The sequence below is a fragment of the Flagellimonas pelagia genome (genome assembly GCF_003584135.1).
GTDB lineage: Bacteria > Bacteroidota > Bacteroidia > Flavobacteriales > Flavobacteriaceae > Flagellimonas > Flagellimonas pelagia.
In genome coordinates this window covers 37,436-50,128 of record NZ_QXFI01000029.1, presented here as the reverse complement: position 1 = coordinate 50,128, position 12,693 = coordinate 37,436, and the positions used below count along the sequence as shown (strand labels likewise).

The 12,693-nt window shown below is 42.9% G+C and carries 12 protein-coding genes; 8 read left to right on the top strand and 4 right to left on the bottom strand.

What is annotated here, in order from left to right; all coding sequences use genetic code 11:
• Window positions 1-27: 27 nt before the first annotated feature.
• Window positions 28-582, bottom strand: coding sequence for an FMN-binding protein (locus D2V05_RS12830; protein WP_183114833.1), 555 nt, complete (start codon window positions 580-582; stop codon window positions 28-30).
• Complete coding sequence (locus tag D2V05_RS12825) at window positions 566-1,492, bottom strand: DUF6607 family protein (RefSeq protein WP_119648044.1); 927 nt, start codon at window positions 1,490-1,492, stop codon at window positions 566-568. The genes D2V05_RS12830 and D2V05_RS12825 overlap by 17 nt, the downstream gene beginning before the upstream one ends.
• Before the next feature lie 102 nt (window positions 1,493-1,594).
• Between D2V05_RS12825 and D2V05_RS12820 the strand changes: the two genes are divergently transcribed.
• From D2V05_RS12820 to D2V05_RS12785, 8 genes are all read left to right on the top strand, one after another.
• Window positions 1,595-3,700: a TonB-dependent receptor plug domain-containing protein gene (locus tag D2V05_RS12820; protein WP_119648043.1), complete on the top strand. Its 2,106-nt coding sequence runs from the start codon at window positions 1,595-1,597 to the stop codon at window positions 3,698-3,700.
• Window positions 3,701-3,711: 11 nt separating this feature from the next.
• Window positions 3,712-4,353 (top strand): HmuY family protein, encoded by a 642-nt coding sequence (locus D2V05_RS12815; RefSeq protein ID WP_119648042.1) that lies wholly within the window; start codon window positions 3,712-3,714, stop codon window positions 4,351-4,353.
• 208 nt (window positions 4,354-4,561) lie between these two features.
• Window positions 4,562-4,960, top strand: a complete 399-nt coding sequence (locus tag D2V05_RS12810) for an arsenate reductase family protein (protein ID WP_235855457.1) — start codon at window positions 4,562-4,564, stop codon at window positions 4,958-4,960.
• Window positions 4,961-5,007: 47 nt separating this feature from the next.
• On the top strand, window positions 5,008-6,549 hold the full coding sequence (locus tag D2V05_RS12805) for an AsmA family protein (RefSeq protein ID WP_119648041.1): 1,542 nt from the start codon (window positions 5,008-5,010) through the stop codon (window positions 6,547-6,549).
• A 2-nt stretch (window positions 6,550-6,551) separates the two neighbouring features.
• A complete protein-coding gene (locus D2V05_RS12800) occupies window positions 6,552-7,664 on the top strand; it encodes a DUF748 domain-containing protein (RefSeq protein WP_119648040.1) in 1,113 nt (370 codons plus the stop codon).
• A 291-nt stretch (window positions 7,665-7,955) separates the two neighbouring features.
• Window positions 7,956-8,270, top strand: a complete 315-nt coding sequence (locus D2V05_RS12795; RefSeq protein ID WP_119648039.1) for a hypothetical protein — start codon at window positions 7,956-7,958, stop codon at window positions 8,268-8,270.
• A 296-nt stretch (window positions 8,271-8,566) separates the two neighbouring features.
• A complete protein-coding gene (locus D2V05_RS12790) occupies window positions 8,567-9,394 on the top strand; it encodes a DUF3800 domain-containing protein (RefSeq protein WP_119648038.1) in 828 nt (275 codons plus the stop codon).
• Between the two features lie 84 nt (window positions 9,395-9,478).
• The gene (locus tag D2V05_RS12785) at window positions 9,479-10,354 is read left to right on the top strand and encodes a hypothetical protein (RefSeq protein WP_119648037.1); all 876 of its coding nucleotides are present in this window, start codon (window positions 9,479-9,481) and stop codon (window positions 10,352-10,354) included.
• Between the two features lie 185 nt (window positions 10,355-10,539).
• On the opposite strand, the gene D2V05_RS12780 is transcribed toward D2V05_RS12785, so the two are convergent.
• Window positions 10,540-10,839: a GIY-YIG nuclease family protein gene (locus D2V05_RS12780; RefSeq protein ID WP_119648036.1), complete on the bottom strand. Its 300-nt coding sequence runs from the start codon at window positions 10,837-10,839 to the stop codon at window positions 10,540-10,542.
• Between the two features lie 156 nt (window positions 10,840-10,995).
• Window positions 10,996-12,273, bottom strand: coding sequence for a glutamate-1-semialdehyde 2,1-aminomutase (hemL, locus tag D2V05_RS12775; protein ID WP_119648073.1), 1,278 nt, complete (start codon window positions 12,271-12,273; stop codon window positions 10,996-10,998).
• Window positions 12,274-12,693: the final 420 nt, after the last annotated feature.

Sequence of the window (12,693 nt, the reverse complement as noted above, 5' to 3'; positions counted from 1 at the left end):
CTGAAATAAATAATGGGCACTACTTAATCATAAAATGTGCTGATCATTCAGCACCTTCATACTTTCCAATATATTGCTCACGGCCAAGGTCATGGACTTTGCCGAAATGGTGGCGCCGGAAATACCATCGATATCCTCACCATAAACAAGGGTTTCCCCTGATTTTTTCCCAATGAACTGCTTCAACCAACGTTGGCTGCCCACTTGCCGGCCATGATCTTCACGATAAATCAGGATTTTTGATTTTTTAACGGCCAGTTCCGGGGTGAACAATACCACATAGTCAAAAACATTTTTTAAACTAGGGGCCTCTCCCAAGTACACATAACCCACTGCCGATTCCCCTGTTTTGATCCTGAAAAGGTTCTCACCGCCCAATTCCGAAGGCGTTTTTTGGTTCAGGGCAGCATCCACAACAACCGGTTCCAAAGAAAAATCCTCCAACTCAAAAGTTGTCTGCACGGCATTATCCACTTTTTCCTGAAGCTTGGGGGAAATCTTGGGCATTTGGAAAGCTACAAGAAAAAAGGCCATGCATAACACGGCCCCGCCAAGGGCCTTAAACCTATTTTCCCTCAGCATTTTTAGCTTGTTTTTTATCCGTGATAAACTTGTTGATGGTTTCCAGAACCTGAGCCTTATTGGCTCCTTGTTCCTCCAACTGATAAAAATGCATAAAAAGGGGTTGGCCATCCACTTGTTTTAGAAGTGTTAGGTCTCCTTCCCTGTTGTACACCTCATCCCAAGCGTCGCGGGCCACGGCCCAAAAATCTTTATGGGTTGCCCACCAATCGGCAGCCACCTTACAGTCGGAATCGGCTACTTTTTTGTAGATATTGTATCCCTTTTCCTGGGCCAACAACACATCGGTTTCACCATCTTTTCGGATAATCTTGTCATTGTCCTGTTCGTGCACCCACCCGGTCGAAGTAATCTCTTGTCTATTACCACGGCTCATCACATTATAATCACTACGCTTGGAGTATTCCCTTCGGGGAAGTGGTGAATCGCTGCGGTTCTCCCAATAATGCTTGCCATCAAAATGCACCCAAGTGGAAGATCCGGAATATCTAGGGCTATCATCCACCTGATATACCTTTTGAGTCCACTGACCCTTTACCTCACTGGTAGGTAATTGGGTAAAGGTCCAGCTATTGTCTTTATTATAATGGTATACTTTCTGGTTTTCGAACAACCAATCCTGCCTCCAGTGTTTGATCACGGTGCTGTCATTGATTACTAATAAATGTTGAAGGGAAATTTTATTGTCCTCATCAATGATGGGCAAAGCCAATTCCAAAGCTTTTGAAGTATAATCCAGTTTCTTTTCGTAGTCGATTTCTGGAGCGAAGGTTTCCGTGTACTTAAAGGTCACCTCATAACATCCGCACATATCCAGAATGGCCTGGCGGTCCAAATCTTTCTTTTTTTGGGAATAGCCCATGGAAGTGCCTATAGCCATGAGCATCAGGAAGATGATTGATTTTTTCATAATGGTATCAGTTAGATCTTGTCAAATTGTTCTGGACAAAAATACTAAACTTATTTAGATTGAATAAAAATAAAATATATATTTGTCCCAAAATAAATTAGAATGAATCTAAATAAGTGTCGATTAAGCCTGTTTTTATCCCTAATTGCTTGTTTGCATGTTATAGGCCAGGAAAACAGTCCTTCCCAAAAAGATTCCATTCTAACCGAAAATTTGGATGAAGTAGTGGTCACGGCCACTCGAACCATCAGACAATTGTCTTCCTTGCCCTTGCCCGTTACCCTGATTGCAAAAAAGCAGTTGCAACAAACCGGATTTACCCGCCTGAACGAGATCCTGAACGAACAAACCGGTATCATCATGACCCCAGATGCCACCATCGGTGGTGGTGAAGGTGTTCAAATTCAAGGAATTGCCTCCGACTATGTTCTGGTACTTATTGATGGAGTTCCCGTCGTGGGCCGCAGCTCTGGAAATCTAGATCTTAGCCGCTTTGCCATTGGCAATATCAAACAGGTCGAAGTAGTGAAAGGGCCATCTTCCAGCCTTTTCGGTTCCGAAGCCTTGGGTGGCGTTATCAACATTATCACGGAAAAACCATCCTCGGAAAAAATCAATGGGCAGGTTTCTCACCGAATGGCCAGTTTCAACAACCAGAATACCAACCTCACCATCAACCAAAAATGGAAAAAACTGGGATATTCCCTATTTGCCGATCGCTTAAGTACCGATGGTTACGACCTTGCCCCCACCCAAGAGGGCCAAACTATCAATCCTTTTTATAATTACACCCTTAATGGACGCTTATATGTAGATGTTTCCGATACCTGGAACGTCTTCGCCTCGGGCAGATATTTTTATCAGGAATTTGATGTTGCCCCAAGTACCAGTGAAGAGCAAGATTTGAACCTTCACCTTAAGGTGAACCACAAAGCGACATCCAAAAGTCAGTTGCAATATGAACTCTACTACACCAATTATGTAACGGATGAAAAGAGTATAGACCCCATTGACAATGAACTACTAATCGCCAATGATTTTGACCAAAGGCTGTTCCGACCGGAAATCCGTTTCAACCATACCTTTTCACCCCAAAATATCCTGACCATTGGTGCCGGTTACAACTTTGAACATTTGGAGCGGTCCCTATTTGCCGGTGATGTAACCTTTGAATCCCAATACCTCTATTCCCAATTCGATTTTAAGCCACTTGACGACTTCAACATTATTATCGGAGCCCGCTTTGATAACCACAGCGAGTATCATTCCCAACTTAGTCCCAAAATTTCCGGTCGCTACGATTTGTCTCCAAACTTTGCCATTAAAGGGTCAGTGGGCAGCGGTTTCAAGGCCCCGGATTTTAGGCAATTGTATCTGGATTTTACCAACGCTGCCGGTGGCGGATACTCTGTTTTTGGAAAGGAAGTGGAACAGGCCGGAATTGAGCGCCTTCAGGAAAATGACGAAATTGCCACCCTTCAAGTAGATGCTTCCGAATTGGGTGAACCTTTGGATGCAGAAAGTTCCATCGGGTACAATCTAGGTTTCGTAGTAAAAAAAGGGAAACTATCCACAGAGCTCAACTTTTTCCGAAACGACTTTAAAAACCTTATCGATACCCGAATCTTGGCGTCCAAGACGAATGGTCAGAATGTTTTTGGGTACATCAACCGTGACCGGGTCTATACCCAAGGCCTCGAAATGGATATCAGATACAAACCTTGGAAAGACCTTAACCTCTCTGCCGGCTATCAATTGCTCTATGCCTATGACAAAGACAAGAGGGAAGCCGTGAAAAATGGGGAGGTCTTTGCTCGAGACCCGGAAACCCTACAAACCGTCCGGCTGTCCACATCCGACTATTTTGGATTGGAAAACCGCTCACGACACACCTTGAATGCTAAAATCTTTTATGAAGTCCCAGAATGGGATGCCAACGCCAATATCCGGGTCACCTATCGCAGCCAATTTGGCTTGACGGACCAAAACGGAAATGACCTTTTGGATGTGTATGATGGCACCTTCGCCAAAGGATACGCCTTGGTGAACCTAACGTTTGGCAAGACCTTTTTTGAACACTACCAACTTCAATTGGGAGCCAACAATCTATTGGATTTCAAGGGGAACAATCCCTTGGCTACCCAAGACAACGAAGTGCTCTTAAACCCAGGAATTCAATTATTTACCAAAATCAATATTCAATTTTAAAAAGTAATACCATGATCAAAAAAACAGCAAACTTTTTCACCTACCTATTTATATTCACTGCATTTGTTGCCTGCAGTGATGATGATGACAATGGTCCCGACCTGATTGCCGTGGAGAGTAGTACCGCTACCAATGTTCCTGCCCCCCAAACCGGTGGTCAGGGTGAGCCTGTAGGCGGACCTTTTACCAAATTCAGCTTTTCAACGGGTGCGGTGACCACCAGCGATACCGAATGGGACATTGCCTTTAGAGGTACCAGTATAGCCGTAAATGGGGGAGTCGTTACCGGAACCGACGACGAACCCGAGAGAAACGGGGACGCCGGAGTTTCCATTGAGAGTGGCACTTTTGCCGATATTACCACCGCAGAGGGACTTACTTTTGCACAGGATGCAGACGGTGCCTTTGCCATTGCCAGTGGAAGTGATAATGGCTGGTACAACTACAATCCGGCTACTTTCACTATTACTCCTATTCCCGGAAAAATATTGGTGTTCCGTACCCATGACGGAAAATATGCCAAAGTGGAAATCCTAAGTTATTACAAGGATGCCCCAGCAGAAATTGATGCCATGTCGGATGAGGCACGATACTACACCTTCAATTATGTGTACAACCCCAATGAAGGGGAAACCTCTTTGACCATCAACTGATCAAAATAGGATAAAATCATTTATTCGGAAGCTCATGGAATAACCGCAATTCCCTTTGTTATCAAATCCATTCTCGCGGTTATTTTGAGTTAGTTTGTGTGAGAAGCGGGGCAATTGCCCCGCTTTTTTCTTTTTTACGATACGATTAAAACCGATTGCGTCAACTCTTCCTACCCATCTGCGGTACCTTGCTGTTAAAACACAGTAAATGGAGAACGATATGGGAGTCATCGCAACGAACAACCGGGAATTGAATTTGTACTATAATGCCGACAGCAGTATCGGCATGCAAACCTTGGCCTTTGTTCAGGCCTCCAAGAAAAAGGTGTTGGCCGTGGATTTGTCCAAGACCAAGGTCACGGGAACCCAATGGGCCGAATTGGCCGATCTTTTGGGTATATCCATCAAGGACCTCATCAATACGGAACACCCCGATTTCATCAAACTATATGGCAAGAATAATGACTTGGCAAGTGATGACGATTGGATCAAAGTGCTGCAAAAAAATCCAAGTGTCGTCACCCAACCCATACTGGTCAATGGCAACAGGGCCATGCAGGTGAACACCCCATCCGATGTCATGGTTTTTCTGGACGAAGAAAGCTGAACCCCAAACCTGTCTCGTAGATACACTACGGATCAACACCGAAAAATATGTCGCAACCCAAAAAAGTAAAAATAGCGCTATGGATGCTAGTGGCCTTATTGGCCATTGGGGTCACGGCCCAGCTCTGGTTTACCCAAAGGGTAAAGGTGCTTTTGTCCAAAGATTTCCCCTCCCATATAACCCTTTCCTATGAACGATTGACCACCAATGTACTTTTGGGGAAAATCGGCCTACAAAAAGTTGCGTTTCAGGATAGCACCACATCTTTGGATTTAAAAGCTGAATCGGTTACGCTCTCCGGGTTGAAATATTTCCCCCTGCTTCAAAAAGGAGCTATTGCCATTTCGGACCTGACCGTGGAATCGCCACAAGTCACTTATCAAAAGAAAAACCTGGAAAACGATTCTCTTTCTACTAAACGGAATCAAGGGGAGCCAAAAAATATCAGCATCCAAAACTTTCGCATCCGAAACGGACAATTGAAAGTGCTTCAACACGATTCCGATAGCACCTTGGTGCAACTTGATGGAGTAGATGTCTTGCTAACCGATATCACCCATAACACAGAAACTGCTTCCCAATCATTGCCCTTCACCTATGGTGCCTATGAAATTGAAACACAAAAAGGGTACTACGATTTGGGCCCTTTGGAAAACCTGCAATGGCAATCCGCTAAACTCAATACTGCAGAAGGTAGCATTCAAAAACTGGAATTGCACACCAAATACAGTCGGGAAGAACTCTCCAAAAAACTGACCGTGGAGCACGATCATTACGATTTGGTCATCGACTCCGTCCTGTTAAAACAACCTGATTTTGGCCTAGCAGATCACTCGCCCAAATTCCATTTGGAAGATTTGGAACTATACCACCCGATTTTTCAGGTGTATCGGGATAAGTTGTTGCCAGACGACACCACGCACAAAAAATTGTACAACCAAGCCTTGCGCGACCTTGATTTTGATTTGCTCGTGAACACTATCCACATTTTCGAAGGAATGGTCGCCTACGAAGAACGGTTGGAGGTCGACGTAGAACCTGAAAGTCTTCGGTTTACGGATATTTCGGCCACCATCCGCAACCTGCATAGCAAAGGCAGTGGCATGGTTTCCGTGTCCGCCCAATCCCAATTGATGGGCGACGGGCAACTGACCTTGGATTGGTCCTTCGACCCCCAAAGCCGGAGCAACGACTTTTTGGCTTCAGGTTCCTTGAAACAGTTCCGAACGGAAAATATCAGTCCGTTTTTGCGAACCAACCTCAATGCCGAGGTAAAGGGCACCATCGATCAAATGTATTTTACCATCAGTGGTAATGAAACGGAATCACAGGGCGATATGAAAATGGCCTATGATCAATTTGAGTTCGTGGTGCTGAAAAAGGACAAATTGGGCGTGAACAAACTGCTCACCGCCATCGTGAACATCTTTGCCAAGGAAAGTTCCAAGGCCGATGGCGACGGGTTCAGGCACGGCGATTTCAAAGTGAAACGCCAACCCGATAAATCATTCTTCAACTACCTGTGGCTAAACGTAAAGAACGGGTTAGTTGACACCATGACGGGCAAGGGAAAACAACGTAAAAAATAACCATGGCGAAGCAAAGAAAAAAAATATACAAGCGCAAACGGTATGTACTGCCCACGATCCTGATCGTGTTGCTCCTCGCGTTCCGGATGGTGTTGCCCTACATCGTAAAAAACTATGTGAACAAGGTACTGGCCGACATTCCCGGCTATTATGGCCATGTGGAGGACATTGATTTGTCGCTCATCACTGGGTCGTACACCATAGATCGGCTGTACCTGAACAAGGTGAACGCCGGTTCCCAGATTCCCTTTCTCGACTTTGAAAAAACGAACATTTCCGTGGAATGGAGTTCCCTTTTGAAGGGTAAGGTGGTGAGCGAGATCAATATGACCCGCCCCACAATGATCTATGTGTTTGAGGACCAACAAAAGGAAGGCGAGGACGATGCCGATATCGACGATTGGACCAAGGCGTTGACGGACCTGGTGCCCATCGACATCAACAAACTGGAAATCCACGGAGGTAAAATGGCCTTTGTGCAACTATCGGCAGACCCCAATATTGACCTCCATCTCGAAAAAATTGAACTGTATGCCACCAACCTCCGCAATGTGGTACGCAAAGAGGCCCGTTTGCCCAGTAACCTATCTGCCGATGCCATCAGTATTGGTGGAGGCAACCTGCATTTGGAAGGCCGGATGGACCTTGTAAAGCAAATTCCCGATATGGACCTCGCCCTGTCCTTGGAAAATGCGAACGCCACTGCCCTCAACGACTTTACCGACCACTATGCGGGACTCGATTTTGACAAGGGCTCCTTTAACCTGTACAGCGAACTTGCCATTGCCGATGGTTATCTGAAAGGCTACCTCAAACCCATTTTAAAGGACACCAAGCTCATTGGCAAGGAAGATGCCTTTTTGGAAACGCTGTGGGAAGGATTTGTGGGCTTTTTTAAGTTTGTGTTGAAGAACCACAAGGAAAACACCCTCGCTACCAAAGTCCCTATTGAGGGCAACCTGAACGATGTGAAGACCAAGACCTGGCCCACGGTGACCAACATCTTTAAAAATGCCTGGATCAAGGCGTTCAAAGGGATCGTGGACAACGACATCGAGTATGAAAAGGTACAGGAAACCGCCAAAGAAAAAAGCTCAAAAGGTAAAAAGGGTTAAGGGTTTCTGACTTCCGATTTCTGACCTCTGACTTCTGCTTATTGTTTATTGGTCATTGTAAATTGTTCATTGTAGAAAAACGCTAGTTTTTAATCTCCAACCAATGATGTTACATCAAGAATGTTTAATTTGCAGATCAACCTCCTTTTAATTTATCAACACAGATTTCAAACCTATGACCCAACGTCATGGGATTAACCCCTTTGTCTGTCTATTTATTCCAGCACATGAAACCGCACATCCATTAATGAAGGATTGTGGCTGGAGCAATATAGCTTAACCGATACTACCATGAAAAAAAATCCCCTTTTCCTGTCCATTAGTCTATTGTTCCTTTTTGGATGCATTTCCTGTACATCATCCAAACAAACGGAATTCAATACAATTGAGATGCCTGCCTATGAACATGGCACCCAAAATGAAGTTTTGAGGACGATCATGAATTATCCAAACCCAAACGAACTTTACGAATTATGGGTAAATGAAAAAGAATATCCCATCGCACATCTCAAAAAGATTCTGGACACCTTGGACCCAAACTATACTATCCAAATTAAAATGGACAGTACCTTGAACAAGAAATTGTTATTCTTGAAGAGTCCCTAAAGATGCATTTTATACCTAGCGGTTGGTACTCTTAAAGCATGGCTTTTTTATAGCAAACCTTCTAAGGCCCAAATCAATTTATGGAAAAACCTTAATTTTTTACGGTTTTCCGTAAGGCCAAATGTTTGGGAATTAGTATTTTGCGGACAGCTCCCCTTTTGCATACTAAACCAAATTTTACTTGACAAAAGAATGGAAAATACATCGACACCAACCAGCTTTTGGTTAATATTGATGTGATTTTTGTTGCTTTAAACACATTGTACCGCACTCTAATACTAATCTGAGAAAACAAAATGATTAAATGGTTTGCTGATGACACAAAACTCTCAACCAAAAAAGGAGACGAGAATAATGTATTACTTTTTGGAGGTGTAATCGTTGATACAAAAGCCGAACAAGAACTGATAGATCTTTTCCATAAGGTAAAAAATGAATATACATTTCCCGATCTACCAGTAAAATGGAATTTTAAAGATTTAAAAAAAACTTATCAGGAATTTGGAAAGGAGGATGATTATAACCTTCTATTGAACAGGTCAAATGAATGGAGAACTAAAATATTCAAAGAGTCCAAGAATATAAATTATAGAGTAATCATAGCTTGTTTAGAAAGATATGAATCACAAAAGAAACTAAAAGAAGTTAAAGACGAACTTATCAATATTTCATTTGCGCAATCTCTTATGCGAGTAGGCCTTTATGCTAAATATCAAGATTGGACTCAAAGAATTGAAATTATTTTAGATTGGCCTGAAGGTAGTAACCCTAAACCATTCAATCGTGAATATTACTATGCATTTAATCGTGGCGAATCAGCAAAAGGAATAAAATATCTTTGTGGTCCTTTGAAGAATCTTGGTTTTAACCAATCTGTTTATTTCACAAAATGTACACACTCTGCTGTTTTACAGTTTTCAGACCTAGTGATTGGGGCAGCAAAAGATTTTGTACTAAAAACAATTTATGGTCATGATTATTCTTTGGGATATGACCTTACCAAACTTATTTTGAATAAATATAATGGATTTCCAAACAAAATAATTGAACGAGGTTTGAATTATAGTCCGAAAAATAATAATTACACATTGATAGAGAGCGAGTTAAAAAATAATGCAGTGTAGTAAAATCGATTTCGGCGGATTATACTAAATCCAAATTCCAATGGAATTTTGAAGTTGTCGACTTGATTATTTAACACATAAAAAATGGGATTTCATATCATCAACATAGAGAATGGCCGTTTAAAGCATGATTTTGTAGTTTCTTTTGAAGAGTTATCCTATATTGATTTTATCACTGAGGATTCTGTAATCTATCAAGGTGAAGAACACTGGAAACCATTCAAAATCTCGGAGTCCGAAAAATACTGTCATTTTGCAAAAGGTTGGTATAGAGCGGGGATACGAGCTCAAGAACTTTTTAAAGAGCAAGCCATGGCCTTTGGGTTAATTTTGGAGGAATTAAATCAAGATCAAAAAAGCTTTAAATTATACACTAGTAATGCCAAAAAAGTATCCATAAAAAGAGGTGATTTTCTTGTTAGGAATTATGCAAATATTGAGATTGATGTTAAATGTAGAGGGTTCAGAAAATATAACGGAGAAACATGTTTTGACTTCAAATGCGAAGACACAGACAAGCATTTTAACATGCAGACCTTTACAAAAACCCCAATATTAATTGCTGTGTATGAAAATGTAAACAGCAAACCTAGAGATACTGATGTGTACTTTTTTTCAATAAATGACCTAAAAAACAGTCAACTTGAAACTCATCATCGAAGTGATGTTGGAGAGTGTTATCGAATTCCCCTAAGTTTCACCACAAAAGGATTTGGATTTATTGAAGAAACCTTTGCTAAACATACAGGTGTTAAAGAGAAATCATACACATTAGCAGAAAAAAGAATTAATCATCCCAATGCCTATCTAAAATGGACAGAGCAAGATGATGAAAAACTCGAAATTTTATATTGTGAAGGAAAGACAATAAGGGAACTGAGTGAACACTTTGGTCGCAACAATGGAGCAATAAGGTCTAGAATTGACAAGTTGGAACTGAAAGAAAAATATGATGGTTAATTATCCCAAAAGTTATTGATTTTCCTATCACCTCAATCATCATGTCCATCCACGATGTCATTTCGAACCGACCGAGGGGAGCGTGAGAAATCCCAACGTCAAAATAGATTTCTCAATCGTCACTACGTTCCTCATTTCGAAATGACATTGAACCCTTTTAGTCATTTCGACCAAACGGGAGAAATCTAAACCAACTGCTCGTTCAAAAATTCCCAATCAGGATTAAAGGAAAAAATCAATCTATCTTTCTTTTCCCTTCGCCACTTTTTTAGTTCCTTTTCTCGTGCAATTGCCATTTCAATGGAATCAAATCTCTCATAATAAACCAAATAAAAACAATTGTATCTTCCAGCGAACGACTTCTTTGCGTGTTGAGTATCAAACTGATGCTGAGAAAGTCTTTGTTGAATATTGTTGGTCACACCAATGTACAGGACAGTCCTTTTTTCATTTGTAGTGATGTAAATGAAATAAGGTGACAGCATATTTAAATTCAATTAGATTTCTCAGTCGTTTCACTCCTTCGAAATGACGATTAGTTTGTCATTTCGAACCGACCAAAGGGAGCGTGAGAAATCTCAACTTCAAAATAGATTTCTCAATCGTCACTACGTTCCTCATTTCGAAATGACATGTAGTGACTAAAATACTTTTTTTACCGCTTCAATAGTCTTGTCCAAATCGGCATAGCTGAGGGCATCATTTAAAAAGTAGCTTTCAAAGGCAGAGGGTGGTAAGTACACCCCATTGTTCAACATCCCGTGGAAATACTTTTTAAAGGTGTCGTTGTTGCCCTTGGCCGCACTGGCAAAATCCACCACCAGTTCTTCCGTAAAATGTACGGAGATCATACTACCAAAACGGTTGATCTGGTGGGCCACTCCTTTTTCGGTCAAGGTTTCGGCAATGCCCTTGTGCAAATAGGCTGTTTTGTCCGCCAAACTGGTAAACACTTTGGGGTGGTTGTTCAGTTCGGTAAGCATGGCGAGTCCGGCACTCATGGCCAATGGGTTTCCGCTCAACGTACCTGCTTGGTACACGGGTCCTTCGGGCGCCAAGTGCGACATGATCTCGGCACGGGCCGCAAACGCCCCAACAGGCAGTCCACCCCCGATCACCTTTCCGAACATCACGATATCGGCATCAATGCCCAAGGCTTCCTGCGCTCCACCTTTACCCAATCGAAAGCCGGTCATTACCTCATCGAACAACAACAAAATACCTTCTTGCGTACACAAAGCACGTAAGTCGGCCATAAACCCTTCTTGGGGAATAATACAGCCCATATTGCCCGGTACGGGTTCCAAAATAATGGCCGCAATCTCACCCTTGTTCGCTTCCACCAAAGCTTTTACACTTTCCAGATCATTAAAATTGGCCAGCAACGTATCTTTGGCCGTCCCCTGCGTTACCCCAGGGCTATTGGGACTCCCAAAGGTAACGGCTCCACTCCCCGCCTGAATCAAAAACGAGTCGGAATGACCGTGGTAGCACCCAGCAAACTTGATGATTTTGTCCTTGCCCGTGTACCCGCGCGCGAGGCGTACGGCACTCATACAGGCTTCGGTACCGCTGTTCACAAAACGGATTTTGTCAATGTTAGGCACCATGGAAACGGCCAATTGGGCCAGTTCGGTCTCAATTTCGGTGGGCATCCCAAAAGAAGTGCCTTTTTTGGCCTTTTCGATGACCGCATTGATCACAGGTTCGTATGCATGACCCAAGATCAGTGGACCCCACGAGGCAATATAGTCGATGAGTTGGTTGCCATCCACATCATAGAGGTAGGCACCTTTGGCCTCCTTTACAAAAATGGGGTCGCCCCCTACCGCTTTAAACGCCCGAACGGGTGAGTTAACGCCTCCTGGAATGTATTTTTTGGCCTCTGCGAACAAGGCACTGCTTCGTTGGTAGATCATATCGTATTCTGTCATTCCTGTGAAAACAGGAATCTATTTTAATGCATTTTCAATGTGTCATTCCTGTGAACGCAGGAATCCATTTTTTGGCTTTTGGATTCCGCATCGTGCTTCGACTCCGCTCAGCATCCGTGCGGAATGACAAATCGAAGACAAAGGTACATATCCTTCCCATTTCATGGAAACGGATTTTGACTACAATGCACCGTCATGCCGAACTTGTTTCGGCATCCCATCAAAAGCTGTAAAAAGATGCTAGTGAGAACCTAAAACCAGTACAGGTTGACGCGGTAAATGTAAGTTCGAGCGCAATCGAGAATGAGTTGACTGTCATTCCTGCGAACGCAGGAATCCATATATTCCCTGTGGATTCCGCATCGTGCTTCGACTTCGCTCAGCGTCCCATAGTTTTACATAGAA

What these genes read in the sequence shown, in the direction of transcription:
- D2V05_RS12830 (WP_183114833.1), bottom strand. Translation starts at nt 582, where the DNA reads ATGCTGAGGGAAAATAGGTTTAAGGCCCTTGGCGGGGCCGTGTTATGC.
- hemL (WP_119648073.1), bottom strand. Translation starts at nt 12,273, where the DNA reads ATGATCTACCAACGAAGCAGTGCCTTGTTCGCAGAGGCCAAAAAATAC.
- D2V05_RS12815 (WP_119648042.1), top strand. Translation starts at nt 3,712, where the DNA reads ATGATCAAAAAAACAGCAAACTTTTTCACCTACCTATTTATATTCACT.
- D2V05_RS12825 (WP_119648044.1), bottom strand. Translation starts at nt 1,492, where the DNA reads ATGAAAAAATCAATCATCTTCCTGATGCTCATGGCTATAGGCACTTCC.
- D2V05_RS12780 (WP_119648036.1), bottom strand. Translation starts at nt 10,839, where the DNA reads ATGCTGTCACCTTATTTCATTTACATCACTACAAATGAAAAAAGGACT.
- D2V05_RS12820 (WP_119648043.1), top strand. Translation starts at nt 1,595, where the DNA reads ATGAATCTAAATAAGTGTCGATTAAGCCTGTTTTTATCCCTAATTGCT.
- D2V05_RS12795 (WP_119648039.1), top strand. Translation starts at nt 7,956, where the DNA reads ATGAAAAAAAATCCCCTTTTCCTGTCCATTAGTCTATTGTTCCTTTTT.
- D2V05_RS12800 (WP_119648040.1), top strand. Translation starts at nt 6,552, where the DNA reads ATGGCGAAGCAAAGAAAAAAAATATACAAGCGCAAACGGTATGTACTG.
- D2V05_RS12790 (WP_119648038.1), top strand. Translation starts at nt 8,567, where the DNA reads ATGATTAAATGGTTTGCTGATGACACAAAACTCTCAACCAAAAAAGGA.
- D2V05_RS12785 (WP_119648037.1), top strand. Translation starts at nt 9,479, where the DNA reads ATGGGATTTCATATCATCAACATAGAGAATGGCCGTTTAAAGCATGAT.
- D2V05_RS12810 (WP_235855457.1), top strand. Translation starts at nt 4,562, where the DNA reads ATGGAGAACGATATGGGAGTCATCGCAACGAACAACCGGGAATTGAAT.
- D2V05_RS12805 (WP_119648041.1), top strand. Translation starts at nt 5,008, where the DNA reads ATGTCGCAACCCAAAAAAGTAAAAATAGCGCTATGGATGCTAGTGGCC.